At 41.2% G+C, this 21,997-nt stretch carries 22 protein-coding genes and 2 pseudogenes; 17 read left to right on the top strand and 7 right to left on the bottom strand.

Features of this window, described 5'->3' with window-relative positions:
* Positions 1 to 15 precede the first annotated feature (15 nt).
* The 6 genes and pseudogenes from MHI27_RS25435 to MHI27_RS25410 all read left to right on the top strand — a co-directional run bounded on the left by MHI27_RS25435 (position 16) and on the right by MHI27_RS25410 (position 5,091).
* On the top strand, positions 16 to 435 hold the full coding sequence (locus MHI27_RS25435) for a hypothetical protein (protein ID WP_405174952.1): 420 nt from the start codon (positions 16 to 18) through the stop codon (positions 433 to 435).
* 212 nt (positions 436 to 647) lie between these two features.
* On the top strand, positions 648 to 1,118 hold the full coding sequence (locus tag MHI27_RS25430; protein ID WP_405174951.1) for a hypothetical protein: 471 nt from the start codon (positions 648 to 650) through the stop codon (positions 1,116 to 1,118).
* 219 nt (positions 1,119 to 1,337) lie between these two features.
* Entirely contained in the window at positions 1,338 to 2,237 is a 900-nt protein-coding gene (locus MHI27_RS25425) for a hypothetical protein (protein WP_405174950.1), read from the top strand.
* Positions 2,238 to 2,310: 73 nt separating this feature from the next.
* A pseudogene (locus MHI27_RS25420) lies at positions 2,311 to 2,502 on the top strand (hypothetical protein); the annotation flags it as partial.
* A 637-nt stretch (positions 2,503 to 3,139) separates the two neighbouring features.
* Positions 3,140 to 4,849, top strand: a complete 1,710-nt coding sequence (locus MHI27_RS25415) for an AraC family transcriptional regulator (RefSeq protein ID WP_405174949.1) — start codon at positions 3,140 to 3,142, stop codon at positions 4,847 to 4,849.
* A complete protein-coding gene (locus MHI27_RS25410; protein WP_405174948.1) occupies positions 4,846 to 5,091 on the top strand; it encodes a hypothetical protein in 246 nt (81 codons plus the stop codon). The genes MHI27_RS25415 and MHI27_RS25410 overlap by 4 nt, the downstream gene beginning before the upstream one ends.
* A gap of 91 nt (positions 5,092 to 5,182) precedes the next feature.
* Here the strand turns inward: MHI27_RS25410 and MHI27_RS25405 are convergent.
* The 4 genes from MHI27_RS25405 to MHI27_RS25390 form a co-directional block, all read right to left on the bottom strand.
* A protein-coding gene (locus MHI27_RS25405; protein ID WP_405174560.1) for an IS3 family transposase occupies positions 5,183 to 6,516 on the bottom strand; the annotation gives its coding sequence in 2 pieces (ribosomal slippage) (positions 5,183 to 6,129 and positions 6,129 to 6,516; 1,335 coding nt in all).
* 162 nt (positions 6,517 to 6,678) lie between these two features.
* A complete protein-coding gene (locus MHI27_RS25400) occupies positions 6,679 to 7,848 on the bottom strand; it encodes a DUF4179 domain-containing protein (RefSeq protein ID WP_405174947.1) in 1,170 nt (389 codons plus the stop codon).
* Entirely contained in the window at positions 7,835 to 8,368 is a 534-nt protein-coding gene (locus MHI27_RS25395) for an RNA polymerase sigma factor (protein WP_405174946.1), read from the bottom strand. The genes MHI27_RS25400 and MHI27_RS25395 overlap by 14 nt, the downstream gene beginning before the upstream one ends.
* Positions 8,369 to 8,652: 284 nt before the next feature.
* Positions 8,653 to 9,696 (bottom strand): helix-turn-helix domain-containing protein, encoded by a 1,044-nt coding sequence (locus MHI27_RS25390; protein WP_405174945.1) that lies wholly within the window; start codon positions 9,694 to 9,696, stop codon positions 8,653 to 8,655.
* A gap of 601 nt (positions 9,697 to 10,297) precedes the next feature.
* On the opposite strand from MHI27_RS25390, the gene MHI27_RS25385 reads away from it, so the two are divergent.
* The 6 genes from MHI27_RS25385 (at position 10,298) to MHI27_RS25360 (ending at position 14,483) form a co-directional block, all read left to right on the top strand.
* A complete protein-coding gene (locus MHI27_RS25385) occupies positions 10,298 to 10,588 on the top strand; it encodes an ArsR/SmtB family transcription factor (protein WP_405176794.1) in 291 nt (96 codons plus the stop codon).
* A gap of 16 nt (positions 10,589 to 10,604) precedes the next feature.
* Positions 10,605 to 11,603 carry an NADP-dependent oxidoreductase gene (locus MHI27_RS25380; protein WP_405174944.1) on the top strand — a complete coding sequence of 333 codons (999 nt, stop codon included), beginning with the start codon at positions 10,605 to 10,607 and terminating at the stop codon, positions 11,601 to 11,603.
* A 156-nt stretch (positions 11,604 to 11,759) separates the two neighbouring features.
* Complete coding sequence (locus MHI27_RS25375) at positions 11,760 to 12,404, top strand: hypothetical protein (protein ID WP_405174943.1); 645 nt, start codon at positions 11,760 to 11,762, stop codon at positions 12,402 to 12,404.
* Positions 12,405 to 12,554: 150 nt separating this feature from the next.
* On the top strand, positions 12,555 to 13,112 hold the full coding sequence (locus MHI27_RS25370) for an RNA polymerase sigma factor (RefSeq protein ID WP_076286005.1): 558 nt from the start codon (positions 12,555 to 12,557) through the stop codon (positions 13,110 to 13,112).
* Positions 13,109 to 14,056: a hypothetical protein gene (locus tag MHI27_RS25365; RefSeq protein WP_341059596.1), complete on the top strand. Its 948-nt coding sequence runs from the start codon at positions 13,109 to 13,111 to the stop codon at positions 14,054 to 14,056. Before MHI27_RS25370 ends, MHI27_RS25365 begins: the two co-directional genes overlap by 4 nt.
* Positions 14,057 to 14,159: 103 nt before the next feature.
* Positions 14,160 to 14,483, top strand: a complete 324-nt coding sequence (locus tag MHI27_RS25360) for a hypothetical protein (protein WP_076300430.1) — start codon at positions 14,160 to 14,162, stop codon at positions 14,481 to 14,483.
* Positions 14,484 to 14,572: 89 nt separating this feature from the next.
* On the opposite strand, the gene MHI27_RS25355 is transcribed toward MHI27_RS25360, so the two are convergent.
* Positions 14,573 to 15,295 carry a YheC/YheD family protein gene (locus MHI27_RS25355; protein ID WP_405174942.1) on the bottom strand — a complete coding sequence of 241 codons (723 nt, stop codon included), beginning with the start codon at positions 15,293 to 15,295 and terminating at the stop codon, positions 14,573 to 14,575.
* A 237-nt stretch (positions 15,296 to 15,532) separates the two neighbouring features.
* Between MHI27_RS25355 and MHI27_RS25350 the strand changes: the two genes are divergently transcribed.
* Complete coding sequence (locus tag MHI27_RS25350) at positions 15,533 to 15,925, top strand: hypothetical protein (RefSeq protein WP_042130783.1); 393 nt, start codon at positions 15,533 to 15,535, stop codon at positions 15,923 to 15,925.
* A gap of 50 nt (positions 15,926 to 15,975) precedes the next feature.
* Here MHI27_RS25350 and MHI27_RS25345 read toward each other — a convergent pair whose 3' ends face one another.
* Positions 15,976 to 16,668, bottom strand: a complete 693-nt coding sequence (locus MHI27_RS25345) for a YetF domain-containing protein (RefSeq protein WP_405174941.1) — start codon at positions 16,666 to 16,668, stop codon at positions 15,976 to 15,978.
* Between the two features lie 505 nt (positions 16,669 to 17,173).
* Between MHI27_RS25345 and MHI27_RS25340 the strand changes: the two genes are divergently transcribed.
* From MHI27_RS25340 to MHI27_RS25330, 3 genes are all read left to right on the top strand, one after another.
* On the top strand, positions 17,174 to 17,554 hold the full coding sequence (locus MHI27_RS25340; protein ID WP_405174940.1) for a hypothetical protein: 381 nt from the start codon (positions 17,174 to 17,176) through the stop codon (positions 17,552 to 17,554).
* Positions 17,555 to 17,743: 189 nt separating this feature from the next.
* Entirely contained in the window at positions 17,744 to 18,616 is an 873-nt protein-coding gene (locus MHI27_RS25335) for an AraC family transcriptional regulator (protein ID WP_076286013.1), read from the top strand.
* A gap of 156 nt (positions 18,617 to 18,772) precedes the next feature.
* The gene (locus MHI27_RS25330) at positions 18,773 to 20,167 is read left to right on the top strand and encodes a hypothetical protein (protein WP_405174939.1); all 1,395 of its coding nucleotides are present in this window, start codon (positions 18,773 to 18,775) and stop codon (positions 20,165 to 20,167) included.
* A gap of 179 nt (positions 20,168 to 20,346) precedes the next feature.
* Here MHI27_RS25330 and MHI27_RS25325 read toward each other — a convergent pair whose 3' ends face one another.
* A complete protein-coding gene (locus MHI27_RS25325; RefSeq protein WP_339798372.1) occupies positions 20,347 to 20,538 on the bottom strand; it encodes a hypothetical protein in 192 nt (63 codons plus the stop codon).
* A gap of 84 nt (positions 20,539 to 20,622) precedes the next feature.
* Between MHI27_RS25325 and MHI27_RS25320 the strand changes: the two are divergent.
* A pseudogene (locus MHI27_RS25320) lies at positions 20,623 to 21,990 on the top strand (SMI1/KNR4 family protein); the annotation flags it as partial.
* Positions 21,991 to 21,997 lie beyond the last annotated feature (7 nt).

The following is a 21,997-nucleotide window of genomic DNA, read 5'->3' as shown; positions in this document are numbered from 1 at the left end:
CTTTTAGGAGGACAAATGTATGGCTTCACAAAGGATGAATCTAACTGGCCGATTATAAGCCTAAGTCTGGGAGAAAATTTTGATCAGGAAACGGTAGAGGAATATACCGCTTATTGGGAAGAATTGCTCTCCCGTCAATCCCCCTTTGGTCTGATCATGCTGCATTCTTCAGAGAAAAACGCACGTCCGGAGCGTGCAGTCACACAGCTGTATATGAACTGGTGCAAGAGGAACAAACATGAAATCGCTCAATATTGCTCAGGCATCGCGGTTGTAATGCAGAACGCCAAATTGCTCGCTCTTTACAAGCCGGTTACGGCAGTGTCTACTAAAAGAACCTACGGCTGTCCCGGAGGCGCCTTCGCGAAAGAGGTTGAGGCTATAAAATGGCTGGAGGAGCTACTGGCTCAAGCATTATCGGGTGCAAAAATTTAATATAGTTGCCCATATTTTGGGGATACACATTTAAGCTTTCTTCACCCTTTAGGGTGGGGAGGCTTTTTTATGTGCTTTCATTGTTATAGAAAGATAAGAATCCGCCAACCCCTCACAACCAACATGTCAGAGTAAGCTTTTTTAAATATAAATGGCGTGTGTTGAATGAAGATAAATAATAATTATTTGAAAGAACAATTAAAACATGTATATTGGCTAATGGTGGACCTTGTGCTGGAAAGACTACTATAACCAAGAAGTTTGTAGAGGAACATTGCCAATGGTTATTTCAAGTTGTCGAAGAGATGATGGACTTCTTTATTATTGACTTGCTGAAGTTACCTGATGACAAACCAATCATAATAGATTTAGGAATAATGCCTGAATTTATATTACTGTTTATCCCGGAAGAGAGAATGATATGTTTTTATACGTCCGATGCGGAGATAGAGAGATTATATTACTTTAGAGAAGACCATAAGATGATTCTGGACTGCATTAACGCTTATACGTTATATCCAGAAGAAACAATTAAACACAGTAATAAATCTATGATTAAGTTCTCCAATGAAATAAAGAATATTTGCACTAAGCTGGGGATCAAAACCATAGAAAGAACACCAAACATGAGCGTGGAAGAACAATTTAGGTTAGTTCGTGAACATTTTAAAATGTTGGGATAACTGAAAGGTATACCTACTCAAAGAAACCATTCCTTTGTCAGGAATGGTTTTTTCATAATATTTTGCGATCATCTAGTTGACCTAATGTTTAACATGATATCTTCCTTTAGGTACTACCAAAGGGGAATTTATACATAACTAGAAAAGTACACAGGTGTGCCCGTATAATAAATAGGAGCAAGTAATTGGCAGTAGACTGATGATGAGGGGAGATAAGACATGTTTTTCTTTAAGAAAAATAAAGGCATCACAAAAGAGGAACTGCAGGCCTTGGTTGAAGGCTTGGAGCAGTCTTATATGGATAAGGATGAAGAAGGTTTGAGCAAAAAATTTCATCCAGATAAGAGGGGAATGTCCTTTTTAAATCACTTTCAATTAATGATGACATTTCAAATCTATAATATAAAATCTGAAATTCTCGAATTTGAATTGCTGTCAATGGATGGCACTAACGCAGTCTTTACATACACTCGGAAGCATATTCATACCTGTGTCAACCCCGCCGATGAACGTGAGGAAAAAAGAAATCAAATTATCAGTTATTACGTTGAGGCTGTGAAGGAGAATGGTTCGATTTGGATTACGAGGTACAGCCCTTATAGCACGATTTTTGTAGATAAGAAGGGTGATTTCCTTAGTGGTGTGGATGCGGTCATTCCTCCTGGAGAAGAGATCAATTCAGGTATTGCGCGATTCATCCCGTATTTTCAGCTTGACAGCTATGTACCTGCAACATTCCATGTCTACAGTAACAGTCAATTTATCGGATATTATCCGCTAGGAGAATACCATCGGTACGAACCTTCGCATACGTTCACGATTAATTATTTTGATAAGATAGAGGCATCTTCTGTAGAGAAGCATACAGCGGATTATATCTCCCAAGAGACCTTGTTGACCGCTCAAGTACTGCATCAGACTGATAATAGCTCTGTAGTTGAGACGCAGTTGATGAGCAATAATGTATTAGAGCATGAACTTGTTACTAGCCTGCTTACCAAGAATGGCTTCTACATGATTAGATTTCTGTATGGCAAAGGGGAGCCGATGCCGCCAGAAGAGCGAGAAAAGTGGGAGCGTGAGATGGTCACTTTAATAGAAAAAGAGCACAGTAGTTAACTCAGAAACTTGCCGTTACAGACAGCACGCGAACCGTATCATAAGTAACGATAAGTTTTTTTGGTAATGAGAGACACCTGTAGTAGATGCGCTTGCTGGTTTGCGAGCTAATGAAGCCCGTTACTTTATGAATAAATACAAGCATGAATTTGAGGGGATGGAGATCCCAAAGGAGCTAGAAGAGAAGTTTAAGTTTGCTAGGCAGAAGTCCAAGCTAGCTGGAACAATTCGGGGTTCGTTTTTTGTAATTATAAAAGAATATTAAAGTAAGCAAAATTGCAACTTAGATGATTCATCAAAGAAAGGGCCATCCTGTAAAAGGATGGCCCTAAATCTTGCCAGTATAGATGATTTGCGTAGGTTATCTATGGGAAAGACCCCCAGTCAAGAGGCCGAATTTATTATTTGAACAACGAAAACTTGAGTAGCGTGCGTACTTCACAATTATTTTGCATGAGTAGCTAGGATGGTGAAATGTACGGTATAAATACCGTAGAAATGAGCTGAGGTGGCTAAGATGGTGAAATGTACGGTATAAATACCGTAGTCGCTATTGGCAAAGAATACAACAAACTTCAGGTTTTGTACATTAGCGGACTATTATAGTTCGGTGTTAACTTTCTAAAAAACACTTTTCCTTAACTGTAACTATTAATGTTAGTGATTTAGGTAATAAAAGAGTTAGTAATTTATTTCTTGGAGGATAGCTGTGGCATGCTTAGCAATGGCTATATCGACTTGATTGGAGGTTCTCTGGGAGCGTCAGATTTGATCTATTAAAATTGGTTTGACTAGTCACCTATCATTTGACAATGATAATGGTTATCGTTTACGATTTTGGCTTGTATAGGGATTTGCAGCTGCAAAGAATTAGCATGCTATTGGAATTGGGAGGATTAACAGTGAATTGGGAAGAATACATCCAGATATGGGACACTTCATGGATTCAACTGGTGGATATTCGCCAACATGTGATACGTAGACAGAGTAAGCAGCAACATATACTCCCAGCTAGTTGTTTTATATTTGTCGTGCGAGGGCAAGGTGTGATCTGGTTGGATGGTAATCGGCATTCATTAGAACGATTCTTTGTCTTACATGCGGGAAAAGGAAGTAGCATCAAGTTCGAGGTTGGACATGAGGATGTCACTTACTATTACATTTTATATAGAGGTACTATTTCTACTAAAGCTAGTAAAACAATATTGAAATCCTATCATATAAATAACCCTTTTCATCTGCAATACGCATGTAAACCTATTTCTCCGGTTGTTTTATATCGTCATGCGGAATCGATGTATGAGGAATGGAATCGCAGACCGGCTATGGAACGGTTCCAAGCGAAAATCCATTTCTATCAGTTCGTATATACACTTGTACAGCAGTTACAGCTTCAAGGAGTTGCCCCCAAAGAAATAGATTTAGTGGAACAGATCATTCAATACATTCACAAACATTATTATGAACCTATCTCACTTGAATTTATGGCAGAAGTTTGGAATTATAGCATTCAATATTTATCGAGGCAGTTCAAACGCCGGACAGGGAGAAGTCCCATTGAATATGTAATTCAGACGAGGATGGCTAAAGCGAAGGAATTACTGATTCAAACCGATGCCACCGTACAGGAAATTGCTGTAAACGTAGGTTATAGTGATGTCTTTTATTTTACCCGTCTGTTTAAGAAGCAGGTTGGGACGACGCCAGTTCAATACAAAAATAAGGTGAAGACAGGTTTGATCGTTTCAGATAGTCCATGGCAAGAGTTCTTATCCTCCATGGGCAAATATTCTTCTGCTTGTTATATTGATGATGATAATCATTATCAATTAAAACTTGAAGGGGATAAACAGATGTTAAAGGGGATCGAAACGAAAAAAGGATTAATGTTAATGCTTGTGCTTACACTGTTACTTGCAGCTTGCGGAAATGGGAACACTAGCCGTAATAGCAATGCGGGAGCAGAACCAACACAAAGTAAACCTTCCAATCAGGCCATTGAAAAAACGGGTTTGCGGAAAATAGCAACGGTCATGGGGGATGTTAATGTTCCAGCCAATCCCCAACGTGTTGTAGTTGATTGGGATTTGGGGCCAGTCTTGGCCGTTGGGGTAACACCGGTTGGAGCATCAAATACCCAACTGGAGTATTCTCAGTTTCTCAAACCTTTCTTAGATGAGACGGTACAAGATATAGGGGCAGAAGGAAGTATTTCTTTTGAGAAAGTATTAGAGCTAGCGCCAGACGTCATCATAACCTGGAATAAAGATGCTTATAGTAACTATTCTAAGATCGCACCGACCGTATTATTTGATACAAGTAAATACGCAACGATTCAAGAAGAGATTACAGCTATGGGAGAAATCCTTGATCGAGAAGAAGAGGCTAAACAGTTTGTGGCAGATTTCGAAAAACGTAAAATAGCTGCCCGCGAAAAAATTAATAATGTAATTGCAAAAGATGCAACTATTTCTATCGTAGATTATATCACGGTAGAGAAATTTTTAATGGTCATTGGTAATCAGGGTGAGAGAGGCGGTAGAGCTACTTACGATATTTTGGGTCTGAATCCCGCTCAAAAGTTCAAAGTGAAATCATTGATAAGGAAATGAGCCGTGTTGAAGTTTCTTGGGAAACGGTAAATGATTATGTAGGTGACTACGTTATTGTCCTTACCGTAAAGGACAAAGAACCGCCTAAGTTGCCAGCAACCTGGAAGATGTTGGATGCAGTCAAAAACAATCGAATTATTGAGATTGATATGGAAAAATATTTTGCTGCAGATTCATACTCCTCCTTGTTACAAGCTGAAGATATTGCCGACAAATTATCGAAGCTGGCTTCATCAAAATAACCTTATTGGATTGAACCTACCTGAAGCTATCTAAATATAAAGACGAAGCCTATTTAAACTGTACCCTATGTAAAGGACATTTAAAAAAAGTCTAGGCAGATTGAAGAAGATGATCTCTGTATTGAACAGGGGTCATCTTTTTTAAATCCCATTGATACCTGTAGTGGTTATAGTAGGTCATGTAATCCTTAATCTCCTGTTTTAACTCAATCAAAGTCAAACAAGGCTTAATGGAAGCTTGATCTTTAAAATGACCAAAAAAAGATTCTTGTGGGGCGTTATCCCAGCAGTTTCCCCGCCTAGACATGGATTGTTTCAATTTCATTTTCTTAACCATTTTTTGAAAATAAGGATGTGTATAATGAGATCCCTGATCAGAGTGAATGAAGGCACCATCAGCTCTTTTAAACCTTTGGTTTTTCTTAAGCTTTAGGAGAGTATCTGTCGCAAGATCCATTGTGATTCGATCTGACACGTGATACGCCAAGATCTCATTGGTTGAACTATCTTTGATTGTGGATAAATAGGCTTTTTTACCCGATCCGTAAAATAAATAAGTGATATCCGTCAGTAACACCTTACCTGGAATGTTCTGCTTAAACTCCCGGTTCAGCAGGTTAGGAACGACCCTATGCTCCTGAGTAGCCTTCATCATCCGTTTATAGGGATTGGCCCTCCTAAAGGGGCATACAATGCTGTATTTCTTCATAATCCTCCTAATCCTTTTCAAATTGTAGATCACCTTAAACTGGCCCTCCAATGTCATCTTGATGGATCGGGCACCTTTCTTTCGTCTTTTGAAATGAAAAGCTTTTAGAATGACTTCTCTTAGTTGCTCATCTTGCTGTTTCTTCTGGATTCTCTTTTGCTTTGCTTCGGAAGACCAATACCTGTAATATCCACTCCTGGAAACCCCGGATACTTTACATAAATAGTTGACCAAACGGGAGAGTTGATATTTCTCGATGATGTTATGAATAAGGACAAATTTCTGGCTAGATGAAAGTACTATCCTTTGTTCTGCCTCCTTTCCATGAAACGAATCTTTTTTAACAGTTCATTCTCCGCTCGCAGCAAAGCATTCTGAGCTTCTAGCTTGGCATACTTCTCTTCGAGCGTTAGCTCCCGTTTAAGGGGTCTTCCTGAGGCGTAGCTTCTTGTATCCTGCAAACCTAAGATTCCGTTCTCTTGGTAACTCGCACGCCATCTCTTTGCTGAGGATTCGACTCTTTGGAGCCCAATGACAGTTACGTCAAAACCACATACTTCAAATATTTCTCTCGGCGGCTTCCCCTTATTATTCTCTAAGATAAACAATTGCTTAAACGCATCCGTATAAGTAATTGCCTTTGAAGATACGGACCTCACATACGGATTGTTAGATAACTGCTTGATCTCTTTATCTGTAAATATTTTCTTACTCATACCATTCCTCTTCCCTATCTTCTTCGTTATAAACAAAAATACCCTACCGAGAGACTTTTTAAAAGTGTCTACTCGATAGGGTACAGTTTAATTATGGCTTCGTCTTTTGTAGTTTTGCATACCTTTTTCATCCTAGAAAATAAGGACCCTTTTACAAATGAACTATTGCACCGAAAGTACAGTCTCCAGCTCAGGGATATATTCCTTGACCATATTGTTGTCTTCCCACAGTCCTTTAGTCCCAGCTGGGGCTTGACCTTCGGAAACGACTAAGTACGGTTTGATGGTCACGGTACTCGGTATAGTCTGGAAGGGTTCAAAACGAACATTATAAGATTCGCTTAAGGGGTGAGCACCGATGGGCTTGAGTTGAACGCCACGTTCATCCACAATGTCAAATTGAAGAGCGATGACGCCTCCGTTAGCACCCTTATATTTCGAAGGGATAGAAGCGAGCATTTCTTCTACGCTCTGGCCCGGTTTGGTTTTGTACTCAATGGATAACTGCGTTGTGATTGGGGTGATTTCCACCTTACTGATCTGCAAGTTAATGTTATCGTGATGCTTGGTCTCCTCTGAAGTTAGTGCAGTAACAGGCGTTGATTTGGTAACAGGCAGAACGAATTCGAACGGGGCATCGTAGCCCTTTAACGTTACATTTACAGTCAAGTCAAACTGATCAGGGAACTGGACATTCTGTGTTGTTGTATTCGGCTCATAATAAGTGTTCAAAACCTGAACCATTATGCTGGAAGCAGTCTCACCATCCATTTGTTCGTAACTCCAGAGCAGAGGTTGGCCTTTATAGAGAACCTCAAACTTATCCACCGCCCCTTTATTGGCATCTGAAGGCGGCGAATTGGGCTCCGAAGCCAGACGGTTTCCAGGAGTGGTTATGTTCATAAGAATTCGGGTCCCGTCAAATAACAACGTTGGAATATTCATAGTAACATTGCCCTGGGTCACGCTTTGGTTTACGTTTGTGATGAAATCCTCGGCTTGTTGAACACCGGGATCTCCGTTGTTTTCGCCCCATAATGAATAGATTTGTCCCAAAACCGGAATTTGCTTGAGTGCATCAGCCATTGCGGGCGATACAAAGCCGGAAGCAAGGACTGTAACTCCAAGAATTGCAGCGGCTGCAGTGGAAATCAACCATTTATTAAAAGTTTTAGATACATTTTTCTTTTTCTGAACGGGGGAAATGGAATTATCGGTTTCCCTGATGATTTGGTAAGTCTCATTCAGCTTGGAGCGGGCAATATCCGATAACTGATCGGGAAGTAGGCTTTGGCAGTTCTTTAATTGTTCTTCTAACTTAGTGTTTACCATGTCGCAACTCCATTTCTTGATTGAATTGAGATAAATGCTTTAGCTTTTTGCGGGCGCGATGCAGCCGGGTCTTCACGGCTACCGTAGAAATTTCGAGAATGTCGGAAATTTGACTGATCGGCATGTCCTGTAGGTAATGAAGGTGAATGACAATTCGTAGATTCTCCTCAAGATGTTGAACGGCATCCCATATTTCGATTTTCTCATAATCCTTGGAAATGGAAGGGACTTCGGGAAGCTCTCCATAAGGGAGGGCTCTTGCGTTGTTTTTGATCATTTTGTTGCATTCATTAATCAGAATCCGGAAGATCCACGTTTTGAAAAAAGCGGGCTCTCTGAGTGTATGGATGGACTTAAAGGCTTTAAGCATCGTCTCTTGCAGGGCATCTGCACAATCTTCGTCTTTGTTGACGATGGACCTTGCAGTTCTATATAAAGGTAACTCTATCTCTTGCATCAACTGCACGAATGCTTCTGGGTCCCCAGCTTTGGCTTTGACGACAATAGGATTAATATGCAAAGATTTTTACCTGCTTTCTTGACTAAAAGTCTTAGGATGTTCGTAACGTTACTTAAATATTAGATCGGATAGGTAGCTAGAAGGTTACAACGAAAGAAAACCTAAGATATCCGAAGACTGCACCGCTTGGGCAAAATCAGGACACACGGGATTCTCCAAGCATTCTGGGTTCACAAAATAATGTAGTATCTGGTGGGGCAGTTTTGCTACTGAAAGCAAAAGCCCCCTCCGCCGTTTTGGCGGAAAGGGTCAGTCGTCCATGTTATTTGGTATTTTTAATAATGTTAGGTTTGTTTATTCAACAGTATCTTTAAATTTTCTATTTCTCTCTTATGAAAATCAACGGTCTTACCCTCTGTGACTCTCCAGTCCCTTTCTAGCAGCTCAATTATTTCGTGATGCTTTTCAATAGACTTATCATATTCCCCTTTTATTATATATATATGAGAAATGGCTTCAAATGCATCTGTATACTTTGGACTTGGCTGTAGTTCGTAACCTTTGGAATAGTATTCTATGGCTTCGTCGTACCTGCAAAGTTTAGCCATACAGTCTCCTCTGGAGGACCATGCAAGCCAATCCTCAGGATACAAATCAGTCATTTGCTCCCAGAGAGCCAGCGCCTGAGAAAGGTCGCCCTCTTCCTTGCATATCAGCCCTCCATATTTTTGATATAAATGACCAGGATGGATTTGGTTCAATTGTTCCAGAATTTCTTTTGCTTCAATACATCTGCCGTCTGCGATTAAGTAGTTCATAAGCCAAACATAAGCCTGCCAGTAATTCGGGTGATTCGGCACGAAATTCTTATAATACGCAATGAGTTTATGGTGATTTGAAAAGTTCCAATCAAAAATGATTCCATTCTCCGCATCTCGCAAGGCATTATGATTACTTTTGCTGTCCGGAGCTAATAGCAGCGCATCCTTGGCATAATGGGAAGCCAATTCACGGTGCTCATCTGAACGATGAATGTGTAACTGAGCTAGCAAGGTGAGGGATGGGGATTTTTTTTGCGCATCATTTAGTTTTCCTTTTAAAAATTGTTCAGCATAGTTAAAATCGTCTTCGGATATAAAATGTTCAGTACTAATCATATTTCCAATTCGTTCTAAATGGGTATCATCGGTTAATGCAAATAATTCATCAATTGTAACACCAAAAATCACGGATAAATCAGGAAGAATTTGAATATCAGGCATGGTTACATTATTTTCCCACTTAGATACTGCTTGGGATGACAGATTCAGTTTTGCTGCTAGTTCTTCCTGAGTCATTTCTTTTTGTAAACGAAGAGTCTTTATTTTTTTTCCTATCTCAATATTCATTTGGATAACCTCCAATTCGTATCATTTCGACTAGTCAATTGAATTATAACTTTTAGTATAAAATATCCTCAATGACCGCTTGGTTAAGCGAATTAACCTATCAGGTTACCTTGTAGGACGTTGGTTCAATTTATAAGAAGGGCCATCCGTCAAAGGATGGCCCTAAAACTTACCGATATAGACAGTGCGGTGAATCGTATCATAAGTTTCATCAGCCTACTAACGTGAGGCCATCGTGATATTCTTCTCCAGTAATTCTCCCACCTGTTCATTGTAGGTGATAAACAAGGTGCATTTGGTTCATACAAAGATGGTCATGTAAGCTTATTTTCCAGTACTTCAAGTGCAGGCAGCTCACTAACGTCAATTGTTCTTGATACGATTTGAGATCTATCGACAATTCTCCTCTGAGGGTTGGAGGTGAAGAAATGTAAAAAATTTACTTGTGATCTCGATTTTCTTTCTCAAGGTTGCGGAGCATATCTTGTTATGACATACTCGTCAGCAAATGGTTCACTAAGTTAAACGATTGAACGAAACGAAAGCGGTGAGAATCATTAATAAACAGCAACAAGTCGAAGTCATCAAAGACGATTTCAAGATGTGTCAGAAGGTCTTTTTAGCTATTGGTAATGAGACAAGACAATCTATTATTACTGTACTTATGGAGACTACCTGTACGAACGGGTTACGCGTAGGTGAGATTACTGAAAAAACGCATCTATCACGACCTGCTGTTTCCCATCATCTAAGAATCTTAAGAGAAGCCGGAATTATAATGGTGAGGAAAGAAGGCTCTAAAAATTATTATTTTATGGACGTTAGAACAAAATTAGGAGTGTTAAAAAATCTTATAAACCATCTCGATGAATTTATGGAACAATATTATTAGAATTGGAGGTTTCTTAATGAAAGCGATGATCATTGAAAAATATGGGAAAAGTCCTCTTCTAATGGCAGACATTCCAACACCTTCAGTAGTTGATTATGATGTGTTGGCAGAGATCCATGCGGCGAGTATTAATCCTATCGATTTCAAGGTGCGGGATGGCAAAACTCGTATGTTGTTGAAATACGATATGCCGCTTGTGTTAGGAAATGATTTTTCAGGTATAGTCACCAAAGTAGGAAACAAAGTAACTAAATTCAAAATAGGCGATGCAATATACGGACGGCCAAGAAAAAATAGAATTGGAACCTTCGCAGAATATATATCCATACATGAGGACGATATAGCCTTAAAGCCACAAAACCTTTCTTTTGAGGAAGCGGCATCAATCCCATTAGTCGGGCTTACATCCTATCAAGCATTACATGATATATTACAGCTATCGGCAGGGCAAAAGGTATTGATTCAAGCTGGCTCGGGCGGCGTTGGAACCTTTGCTATCCAGCTTGCCAAAGCGATGGGAGTTTATGTGGCTACAACTACTAGCGATGCTGGAGCTAATCTGGTCAAATCTCTTGGGGCCGATCAAATAATCAATTATAAAACAGAACAATTTGATAAGGTCTTACAAAATTATGATGGAGTATTCGATACGATTGGCGGAGAGACATTAGAAAAGGCTTTTAAAATAGTCAAACCGGGCGGACAAATTGTATCGGTATCTGGGCTGCCCAATGCACGCTTCGGAGTTGAATATGGGTCTGGTTTTATAAAAACGAGTCTTTTTCGATTGGTTACCCGTAAGCTAACAAAATTAGAAAAGCAATATAATGCCAAATACAGCTTCTTGTTCATGAAACCAAGCGGGAGACAATTGGAGATCATTTCGGAGCTTATAGAAGCAGGGAAAATAAAGCCTGTAATTGATCAAATATTCTCTTTCGAAGAAGCTCAGAAGGCGATGGAGTATTCTGAATTGGGCAGGGCAAAAGGAAAGATCGTATTAAAGATAAAGTGATAGGGAATTTAACCCCACTCGTAGAATATAACTACTTGTGTCAAGAAAGGAGAATTTCTTTGTGTTTTCACTGTTATAGGAAGATAAGAATCCGCCAGCTCCCCGAAACCAACGTGTTAAAGTAAGATACTACACAAATCATATGGGGTGTATCGGATGAAGATAAATAATAATTATTTGAAGGAACAATTAAAACATGTTTATTGGCTTAATGGTGGACCTTGTGCTGGAAAAACGACCATGACCAGGAAATTTGTAGAGGAGCTAGGCTTTCAAACATTGGGGGATGATGTCTTAAAATACAGACCATTCACTAGTCCTGTTGAATACCCTGCCCTTCAATTTCCTAATTCTGATTTGGATTGGAATAAGTGGTTCAATAAACCTGTAGATGAGCACTGTCAATGGCTATTTCAAATCGTCGAAGAGATGATGGACTTCTTTATCATTGATTTGTTAACAATGCCTAATGATAAACCAATTATAATAGATTTAGGAATAATGCCTGAACGTATACTACCGTTTATTCCAAAAGAGAGAATGGTTTGTTTTTATACGTCCTACGAAGAGATAGAGAGATTATATTACTTTAGAGAAGATCATAAGATGATTTTAGATTGTATTAACGCCTACACGATAAATCCAGAAGAAACGATTAAACACGGTAACAAATCTATGGTTAAGTTCTCCAATGAGATTAAGACTGCTTGTAATAAAATGGGGATCAAAACCGTTGAAAGAATACCAAGTATGAGCGTGGAAGAACAATTTAGGTTAGTTAGAGAACATTTTGGATTGTAGAGATGACGAAAAGGCAGATCTATTACAAAGACCCCTTCCTTGTTTAGGAGGGGGTTGTCTTTATATATTGGTGTAAATTTTAATATAAGTGCAACCCATCCTAAGAATTCTCTACTATATAGATAAGAGTGTTTAAAAGGAGAAAAACGAATGGAAGACCAAGGAATAATCCACCTATACTTACAGCGTTCACAGCAAGCCATTTTAGAGACTAAAAATAAATATGGGGCTTACTGCAGAGTCATTGCAAGAAACATTATTTCAAATTTCTCGGATGTTGAAGAGTGTGAGAACGATACATACTTAGCGGCATGGAATGCGATACCGCCTAATCTGCCTAGGAATTTTTCGGTATTTTTAGGGAGGATCATCCGTAATATTGCGCTTGATAAGTATGGTTATAACACAGCGAAAAAGCGTAATCGTGAGTTTGAAGTCATTCTAACGGAACTAGAAGAATGTCTAGCTTCGCCTGATACTGTAGAAACAGAGTATGAAGAAGGTGAGATCGCAAACTTAATAAATCAATTTTTATATGGCATAGATGAGCAAGCGAGAAACATATTTATTGGAAGGTACTGGTATTCCTATTCAATAGATGAGCTTTCTATGAGATTTAATATGAGTAGTAGTAAAGTGAAATCTATATTATTTAGGACAAGAAATAAACTTCGAGTTCATCTAGACAAAGAGGGGGTTAACCTATGAAAAAAGAAGATTTATTTAAGGAGATCGGACTCATTGATGAAAACTTAATTGAAGCGGCTGGGCACAATGGAACAGAGAAAAGGAAAAAAGGAATTTCTAAAAAGTGGGTTATTTTGGTTGCCTGTCTTGTCCTATATAGTTCAACCGCTTCAGCTTTATTAGCAACAGAATATTATAAAAATCAAAATTCAGAGCCTTACATACGTTATTTAAATGCTGAAGACATGGAGTTAGAGCCTGCTACTCAATATGATGCGGAAAAATTTCTACATGCTTTAAAAAGTGATAATAATGAATATGTATATATTGCTATTAATAGGCTGGTAGAAAGCTTTAATGATCCCACGTTGAGAGTAAAAGCGTTAAAACAACTTCAGCCATTTATAAAAAATGAGAATCAAAAAATCGCTGATGCGGCTGCTTTTGCCGTAGATATTTTGTCGAAAAGTTATCGGAGCCCTTATATTGTTAAGCTAGCAGACGGAAGTATGATATTTACGTTGTTTAATAATTATTCGGATTATGGAAGTCAAAATGTCATTTGGAGAATAAAAGACAATGTGCTTAAAGAGTATTTAAGTTTTTCTGCACCATCTATGTATATTACAAAAATTATCCCTTCTCCAAATCATAAGTTAATTGCGATCGTAACATGCTCTAATAAAAGTAATTTCGTTCAAATTAGCAATATTGAAGAGGGAATGACAAGTCCAGAGTTAATAGAATCTGCAAGAGTCAAATATGGTGCCCAAAAAGAACTAGATACATGGATTCGCAACGATCATGAGAATTATAGCTATGCTGATAACCTGGTGTGGAAAGACAATGATACATTAGTATTTGAAGGTTCTCTTGCCTACCAGAATACTGAGATTATTGAGAATGTTACTGTGAAATATCAGTTTAGTAAAAAGATAATAGAAGTAAAAGAGAAGGGGTTGTGACCATCGGATAAACGTACTTTTTTTTCTTGTCCACATTTATACCTTACCAAAACGATGGAATTGCATTTAATGAATAATATCGATAATAAGGGAGGTTTTGAGGATGGGAAATAGAAAAGCTGGCGGTTATGACCCCGTACAGATCTTTAACTCTACATCGTTTAATGCATTTGGAAAAGTTGAATATGCATCCATCTTATGTAGTGATGACAATTATAATGTTCAGCGTGACGAGACTTGGAAAGCTTCTAGCCGTGGAGTCTGCTTGGTGACTAGAATCACTGCAACGGTTAGAACACCGAGTGGAAATATTCAAGCGGAACCTTATACGTCTTCCGGCACTTCTTACAGCCAGTTTGCCATTATACAGGTAGGGGTAAATAAGTTCCAAGTGACGCGTGTTGTAAGTAACAAAAGACGTAAGTAAAATTGCAAGCGGGGGATTATCAAGGATAGGCACCAAACATGAAAAGACGACAGGCCAAAGATAAGAGGCTGGTCGTCTTTTTTTTCGTTCTAATGTTTCTTATACCATAATATTCTGCGATGCATTGAGGAATCTTTCAAGAGCCGGAATGGTCGTAAGTCCGGTTGATAATTGCCTTCAATGATCCAAATCCGGCAGTTCCTGTCGATGCCTATATCGAACCCGACTTGTCTAAGCTTTGGGTAACGCTCTCCCAGTCGTGTGGCTGCCAATAATGCGATCTGTTCCGCTTTGACAAGCAAGCTCCGATCTCCGATTCGGGCTAATTTGAGTGCCTCAAGGACTGGAATGGTGCGGCTAGCCACATTCGTGACTAGATATCCTTGCGCCGCAACTTTCGCGTATGAACCTGTCACATTCCAAGGGGATGAAGAGCTCTTTTGTCGCTGAACCATTATCCGAATGTCGAATGGCTTGTGTTGAATTTGGGCAAGCTGCAGACGCCTTTGGACAATATATCCACGACCTCTGTTTTTTTTACGGAACAATTTAAGTAACTTATCGCTGTCTGTCATGGTGAAGGCTTTCTTTTCGTTATGAATACGATAGGCGTTTGCACCGTTTCGTTTAATGAACAGGATATCCCTTCCGTAACTCCCGTTGCGGGGTTTCAATACGACGCTTTGATAGTGAAGCAGCATATTCGTTAATGCGTTCTTCTTAAGCAACTGTGTCTCTGGCAGCCGTCCGGCGAGAGAGGAACCTTTGCGAAGGATGCGATATTGCAACCATTTGTCTCTTTTGATTAACATTAGAATCACAGCCTTTTTCAATCTTCTACGGTAATTCTAAGTCAAATTAGGAATCAGCATAAGTGGATATTCGTCCATATTTATGAGCCGAAGCAGGTGAAAAAGGCTTTTAGGCGGCTAAATTTCATTACTGTTCAGCTTCGGCTGGGCGCGGATTATTTATTGGCATTCGCCCAAACACTCTTTCCACGAATGCATATGATGATTGTGCCTACTCATTGAAAGGAGCGATCATATATGGGATTTTTTCCAACGCCGGGAAGCGGCCAATTCCCAGGGTTTCCGGGTGGACCAGGAGGACCAGGAGGACCAGGAGGACCGGGTGGACCAGGTGGATTTCCTGGGACTCCGGGACCTCCAGGAGCTGCACCGGGAGGCGTTCAAGCGCCGACGGCACCTCCACCGCAATTCGTACCGCAAATGTCGGCCACCGCATTTGCCATCGACCCCGGTGCGATCAGAGGCTGTTTGTTCCGCAACACATACATTTGGCTGAACAACGGCGAGCAATTCTGGTTCTTCCCGGTATTCGTCGGGCGTAATTCTGTTGCAGGGTTCAGATGGTTCGGTCTCTTCTGGGGGTACTTCGGTATTGATTTGAATCGGATTCGCTCGTTCACCTGCTTCTAAGGCAGACAGCGAAAGAGAACAGCCCGGGGGCTGTTCTCTTTGGGGGCCTTTTATGGATTTATATCCTGGTATTTGTCGATATACAGACTCCCGTCCAATTGGAGCTCTGCGTAAAATACTTGATCTAAAGAATGAATGTTGGCTTTCTTTAATTGTTGGTTGAGCCAGACAACGGAGACATCTATTTTATTAAGATTCTTTTCTACGATTTTACCATCAACGATAAGCTCAGTTGGGATATTGTGAATAGGTGCAACGTTTACTTTTATATCTTTTTTTGTTGCAGGCAGCAGTTCTTCTTTTATCAACACGCTAAGTTTACCGTCAGGTTCCAGAATTGCAAATTCGACTTCTTCGGGTGAGAAGACATCCTTATTCCGAAGCAACATGCTTAAATCGTCGATGTTGAGGTGCTGCTTAGCTAATGCCTCTTCCAGAATCTTGCCTTGTTTGACGAGAATCGTAGGTTGGCCGTCGAGAATCTCACGTGCTTTGACAGAGCGCAGTCCGATCAATGCAACGCTGAACGCCAAGAGCGACCATAAGACCAAGCTAGATATTCCTTGCAGCAGCGTGATTTGTCTGTTGACGATAATTTCCGCAGTGGTGGAGCCGAAGGTGATCCCTGTTACATAATTGAAAAACGTTAGATGTCCGACTTGTTTTTTACCGAGAAGACGCGTCAAAACTAGTAGAGCAACGAAAGACGTTGCCGTACGAAATAGAATTTCTCCATATGTCATATGCTGAGCCCCTTCTTGCATAACAGATAGTCTTAAAGTGACCCCCATTTTCCTCGCTTATACTTGTTAAGTGAAAGGAATCGAATGAACATGAACGGCTGGACGAACGTTTAGATAGGACATGCCGTGTGTTTTTAGTTAGAAACTGACAAAAAAGTATCCTGACTTTATAATTGTTTTATATATCCAAGTAGTGTCGCTGATCAGGAGGACGGAATGCAATTTCAACCAATGTATTATGACGGGGAATTTATTAAAACCCCTCCTCATTACTTTGGCATGGACGGTTGAAGGACGAGTAAGGGAGCTCTGAAGGGACTTTAGCCAGCCTTCGATGGGTCTTTAGTAGGGTCGAAACAAGCGGCCGACTGAGACTATATGACGATTATTCTCTAATTGAGGCTGTGATGTTGTCATGACGGGGCCTGCTGGGTAATAAAGATGATTAGAACTTTCAAATTTGGCTGAATTTGGATTGGTAGCCATGGAAACGGAGGGAAAGATCATGGCGGCACAGACAGTATCAGGCATCAGCTCCGTACAGACCATTGCGGCCTACGGCGGTAAACAGAGTGATGTCAGTTCCCTGGAGAAACAGCGGAACCGGCTGATGATGGAACTGGATAAAGTGAATGCGGCACAAGGAAGTGAGATGCAGACTCCTTATCGCCGGGAGCAACTGCAGCGGAAAATCCGGCTGCTGGAGTCCCAACTCGTACAGAAAAGCGGGAGTAGCGCCGCCGTGAATTTTGTACCGGCGTCTCCGCTTCAAGATCACCTCCCCCTCTCGCGGATTGAGTGGAAGGGAGGCCTCAAGGGCATCGGTCTGACCGATCCCCGGACGGCGACGGTGAACTCGGAGGGCCATTTCGACGCGTTAATTTAGGCAAGAGAGAGAAGGTGCGAAAAGCGTCCGGTGATGAACCGGCTTTTCGCACCTCTTTTTTTGAATGCGCGGTGAACCGTATCTTAAGTAGCGGCAAGTTTCTCCTAGGTACCCAGCAAAACTGTGCATGAGATGTCGGATGGATGCCGACGATACTTGCTATATTGTTAGTGAAGGGAGGTCATTCGAATGGATTTGCTTGCAAATCTGAACGGGGCTTTACAATACATTGAAGAGAATCTTGCTGATGATATAGACCTGAAGGAAGCGGCTAGGTTGGCTTGTTGTTCCGAATATCATTTTTCTAGAATGTTCTCATTCCTTGCAGGCATCACGCTATCAGAATACATCCGTCGGAGACGCCTGACATCTGCGGCATTTGAGCTTCAAGCTGGAGAATTAAGAGTTATGGATGTGGCGGTGAAATACGGATATAGCTCAGCAGACGCATTTTCTAGAGCTTTCCAAGGCTTGCACGGTATTCCGCCCTCTTCGGTAAAGTTGCATGGCCCCTCATTAAAAGCCTATCCGCGCTTGACCTTTCAATTAACCATTCAAGGGGGAAGTGCAATGAACTATCGTATCATTGAAAAAGAGTCATTCTGTATCGTAGGGATTACGAGAAGGGTACCTATCCAATTTAATGGCGTAAATCCGGAAATCGCATCTATGTGGAAAAGCTTAACTAGCGATGACATTGACCAGCTCAAAAAGCTCTCGAATGTCGAACCTCAGGGACTGATTCAAGCATCGATGAATTTTTCTGAAGAGAGAATGGAAGAAAAGGGAGAACTTGACCATTATGTTGGCGTTGCTACAACCAAGGAATGCCCCGAAAATTTAACGAAACTAGATGTTCCTGCAGCAACATGGGCTGTATTCGAAGCCGTTGGACCATTTCCCGATACATTGCAAAATGTCTGGGGACGCATCTATTCTGAATGGTTCCCTACCGCTAATTATGAGTTGGCAAGAGGCCCGGAGATTTTATGGAATGAGAGTAAGGATATATCTTCACCGACCTTTAGAAGTGAGATTTGGATACCGGTTTTGAAAAAATAATAAACGGTGATTACTATTGCACTTCTGATTTGTCAGGCCATCCCATAAAAGGATGGCCTTTTTTTGTTGTGGGGGATGGTTTGTAAAGTTGAGATTGACCCTTATTTTTACATATGAGAGAATAATGGAAATTTTAAAATGAAAGGAAAATAATGTATGAGTAATCTTTTCCGATTCATTCCTATTAGTCAACTAGCAGATAAATTTCCGGAAGGATCTTGGTGGGCGAAGTTTTACCAGGATTTCAGTGACGAGCAGCTAGCCGCTTATTATGAAGGGGATTTGACGCTGCCTTCTCTTAATCTGGATTGGGAGCAGGCTTTCCCGCAACAAAAAGAGGTTATCATCATTTTTATCGATGGAAATTTTACTGTAGACAATCTCTATAATAAAGAAACAGATGGTGCCATAGGGCTTATGGTAACCGGTAATTTGAATGCGAAAAATATAGCTGTAGGCGGTCAGGAAATCTATGTTTCGGGCAATCTGATGGTTGAGGAAATATTGTGCGGCACCTACAATCACGGGGAAACAATTGTTATAGGTGATCTTAGCACTGCGGTTTTAGTTCAGGATGACGAGTACAGCATTAAAGTAGACGGGCAGAAATCTATTGCATGCTTAGTAAATGTATGGGAGGGAGACGGCGTATTTCAGGAGCTTCCGGTGGATATTCATGAGGTGTTGATTGATGAAGTTTTTCTGGATATGGATGAGGAGGACATGGAATTTTCCTTTTGCACGCTGGTGAATGTTATTGTAGAAGGGCGTTCCGCATTGAAAAAAGTAAATGAACCCCTCACGAGAAAGAAACCTGTTCATTTATATTTTACCCATAACACGATCAATGAGGAAAATATATTGAAATTGACTCAGTGTATTTTAATGACGGATGACAAACCTTCTTTTAATTTTCAGGAGCAAGGCGTATTTTTCAAAGTTCAGCTGGAGCATATTGATGCAGACGGGGATGAGCGGGATCTCAGCGTTTATATGAAAGATAACCGGCATCACTATTATATTTGGCTGGAGCATGATCATTCCATCGGTTTGTTGAGGAGAACTATAGATGAGGGGTCTGAGTGGAAGCACATTACAGAAGAGTCTCAGGAACAGCTAGCGGAGATTAGCGATTGCTGGACTATGTTGCTGACCTGTATTAATATGGCTGAGCTTTATTTACGAAACATTGAGGTCCAATATGTGCAAGACATTTTGCAACACGCTGTAATTCAGGAATTATATTCGGAAGAAGAGGAGGATGACGGGTTCTGGGACGGCTCAAAATATTACAGCTTCCGTAAAGCGCATACGGACGAGGACGGAGACTACCTGCATGCTCGGATTGAAATCAAGACTCCAGATGAAGCGTATTATTTTTATACAGTGGATCATGGAACTTATGTTTCCCGGCATTATCAGCCGCCCAATCAATATGGCAAGCAGGACATGTCTTTTTTGGACCTTAGGCGCTGGGAGGCATCAGAGCAGTATTTTACAAGATTCAAGCAATTTATTGATCAGAAGATAGAGGCTGGTGTAAATAGTTAGGTTTGATGACGTTCTAAGAGGTGAGCTTTGTCGTCAAGGAGCTCACGCATCACGCATGGCAACCGATCTTCCACCGAGGAGACCAGCATGGCTGAAACAACAAAACAGGCGAGAAGGAAGCACCAGCACTTCCTCCTCGCCTGTTTGTGTTCATGTATTTTGCCTAGGGTGTATCCATTTTACTCCGGTGTTCCTTGGGTTACCCCATGGATATACGTTAAGGTCGGGGAATCGACGGCCCCTAGCCCCGGATTATAGGTAAAGGAGTACTCGATGGTATCCCCGTGTTGCAGGTTATTTACAGGGTAGGTATAGTTACCGTTTCCTGCCGGGGTCATGGCTACGTTTAGCTGACCTATTTCGATTTTCAATACCTATATCCCATCTGGTAGAATAGGGAAAACCATATTTCTCTATATTCTAGTAATTTTATTATACGCTTGGGGAGGTAGACCATGGACAAAGAACTAACCGCACAGCTGACACAGTGGCATGAAGATGATGAACACCAGAAGATTGTAGACACCCTGATGGCGATTCCTCCAGAGGACAGAGATTACGAGGTAGTCAGCAGTCTGGCAAGAGCGTATAACAATTTGGGACGTTATGAAGAAGCGCTTGGACACTTCGCGATGATTGCGGAACAGGGGCAGAATGACCATCTGTGGCATTTTCGTGTGGGATATTCCTACTATTATTTGAATCAATATGAGGAAGCGGTGAGAGTGCTGGATATTGCCCATGACCTCGATCCGGATGATGAGAATACGGTCATGTTTCTGAAATTCAGCCAGCGCAAGCTACGCAAAGAACGGCACGCCGCAGCCAGACAGGCAATCAGAGAGCAACATAATGATTCGGGGACGACTGCAACTCCTTTTGAAGGGATGGACCTCTCCGAATTTTGGAAAGATAGCGATTATGCGCTAAAAGAATATGTTTCTGCCCCGCATACGGATGAGCTGATTGCTTCTGTAGAAGAAGAACTGGGTTACAAGCTTCCTGCCTCTTATATCAGTCTGATGAAGCAGCACAATGGGGGAGTTCCTTATAATACTTGTTTTCCGACGGAGGACGCGACCTCATGGGCGGAGGATCATATTGCGATTACGGGCATTATGGGCATCGGACGCGAGAAAAGCTATTCACTCTGTGGCGATCTCGGCAGCCCGTTCATGATTGAGGAGTGGGGGTATCCTGACATCGGCGTAGTAATTTGTGACTGCCCTTCGGCAGGCCATGATGTCGTGATGCTGGATTACCGGAACTGTGGGAGGGACGGCGAACCTGAGGTAATTCATGTGGATCAGGAAGATAATTATGAGATTACGTTCCTGGCCCAAGACTTCGAGACGTTTATACGCGGTCTGGTGAGTGATGAGGACTACGACACCTCTGAAGAAGATAAAGAGGAGGATTTGCGCAAAGTAGCCGTAGGCCAATTCTCGCCTTTGCTTGCGAAGCTGTGCAGCCATGTGTCTGAGGTAGATCAGCTTGAGCAGAAGATCCGTAGAGTCTGTACCCGAATCGTAGAAGAGAAGGGACACTTTTCCTTTCATGCGGATGAGCTTTCTACTCTGATGTACGATGTGCAGTTCTGGCTGTACACAAGCTCTTATCCAAATACGAGCCGTCAACAATATCTGGATGTATATGAGGAAATGATCGCTTTTGGCGGCGAGTTCGGTCAAGGCGGGTATGCTCCGGGCTGGATCAGCGACTGGCTGGATGGGCGAATACGGGAAGGGCTGATTGTTCAGAAAAACGGGGTGCTTTGCTTCACGGATCAAGCCCACTCTGAGGTCATTGCACGGCTGGAAGCAGAATCCG

It is taken from the genome of Paenibacillus sp. FSL H8-0261 (assembly GCF_045040645.1).
In the GTDB taxonomy this organism is placed as follows: Bacteria; Bacillota; Bacilli; order Paenibacillales; family Paenibacillaceae; genus Paenibacillus_AQ.
This window is presented reverse-complemented; position numbering and strand designations above follow the sequence as displayed.

Bases quoted from the DNA above. Each gene is read 5' to 3' on its own strand.
- MHI27_RS25435 (WP_405174952.1), top strand. From the start codon at position 16: ATGTATGGCTTCACAAAGGATGAATCTAACTGGCCGATTATAAGCCTA.
- MHI27_RS25425 (WP_405174950.1), top strand. From the start codon at position 1,338: ATGTTTTTCTTTAAGAAAAATAAAGGCATCACAAAAGAGGAACTGCAG.
- MHI27_RS25410 (WP_405174948.1), top strand. From the start codon at position 4,846: ATGAGCCGTGTTGAAGTTTCTTGGGAAACGGTAAATGATTATGTAGGT.
- MHI27_RS25400 (WP_405174947.1), bottom strand. From the start codon at position 7,848: ATGGTAAACACTAAGTTAGAAGAACAATTAAAGAACTGCCAAAGCCTA.
- MHI27_RS25390 (WP_405174945.1), bottom strand. From the start codon at position 9,696: ATGAATATTGAGATAGGAAAAAAAATAAAGACTCTTCGTTTACAAAAA.
- MHI27_RS25385 (WP_405176794.1), top strand. From the start codon at position 10,298: ATGTGTCAGAAGGTCTTTTTAGCTATTGGTAATGAGACAAGACAATCT.
- MHI27_RS25380 (WP_405174944.1), top strand. From the start codon at position 10,605: ATGAAAGCGATGATCATTGAAAAATATGGGAAAAGTCCTCTTCTAATG.
- MHI27_RS25375 (WP_405174943.1), top strand. From the start codon at position 11,760: ATGAAGATAAATAATAATTATTTGAAGGAACAATTAAAACATGTTTAT.
- MHI27_RS25370 (WP_076286005.1), top strand. From the start codon at position 12,555: ATGGAAGACCAAGGAATAATCCACCTATACTTACAGCGTTCACAGCAA.
- MHI27_RS25365 (WP_341059596.1), top strand. From the start codon at position 13,109: ATGAAAAAAGAAGATTTATTTAAGGAGATCGGACTCATTGATGAAAAC.
- MHI27_RS25360 (WP_076300430.1), top strand. From the start codon at position 14,160: ATGGGAAATAGAAAAGCTGGCGGTTATGACCCCGTACAGATCTTTAAC.
- MHI27_RS25355 (WP_405174942.1), bottom strand. From the start codon at position 15,295: ATGTTAATCAAAAGAGACAAATGGTTGCAATATCGCATCCTTCGCAAA.
- MHI27_RS25350 (WP_042130783.1), top strand. From the start codon at position 15,533: ATGGGATTTTTTCCAACGCCGGGAAGCGGCCAATTCCCAGGGTTTCCG.
- MHI27_RS25345 (WP_405174941.1), bottom strand. From the start codon at position 16,668: ATGACATATGGAGAAATTCTATTTCGTACGGCAACGTCTTTCGTTGCT.
- MHI27_RS25340 (WP_405174940.1), top strand. From the start codon at position 17,174: ATGGCGGCACAGACAGTATCAGGCATCAGCTCCGTACAGACCATTGCG.
- MHI27_RS25335 (WP_076286013.1), top strand. From the start codon at position 17,744: ATGGATTTGCTTGCAAATCTGAACGGGGCTTTACAATACATTGAAGAG.
- MHI27_RS25330 (WP_405174939.1), top strand. From the start codon at position 18,773: ATGAGTAATCTTTTCCGATTCATTCCTATTAGTCAACTAGCAGATAAA.